This window comes from Gordonia aquimaris (assembly GCF_026262595.1).
Lineage (GTDB): Bacteria > Actinomycetota > Actinomycetes > Mycobacteriales > Mycobacteriaceae > Gordonia > Gordonia tangerina.
In genome coordinates, this window is the sequence record NZ_JAPKFM010000089.1 from 1 (window position 1) to 372 (window position 372).

The 372-nt window shown below is 66.7% G+C and carries 1 protein-coding gene; it reads right to left on the reverse strand.

Annotated elements, in window-relative coordinates; genetic code table 11:
* A partial coding sequence (locus tag OSB52_RS24710; protein ID WP_266063974.1) for a DUF222 domain-containing protein occupies positions 1–372 on the reverse strand: 372 nt, incomplete at both ends.

Here is a 372-nt window from a genome sequence, read left to right on the forward strand (position 1 = left end):
CACCAGATAGGAGACCTTGGTGTCGGCACGCGCGGCGATGTCGCGCACATGCTCGCCCGAGATCACTCCGTGGCCGTCCATGAAACCGGCATGGTTCGCCATCCCTTTCACGGTGGCCTCGTCGGCGACGACGTGGAGGACGGCCTTGCAGTCCGCCGGCGGCACCACCCCGGGCTCCGGGATGACCGCGGTGCAGTCGTCACTACCGCAGTCGCATTCGAACATGGTGCCCGACAGCAGGCAGAACATGGCATCGGATTGTCGTTGCGGCTTGGTGCGCGGATCGTGTTCACACACACTGTCGGCCAATGCGGCCACCGCGGCGGCGGCGATCCGCACGTTCTCCGCCGACATCACCCCGGTGATCTCGGC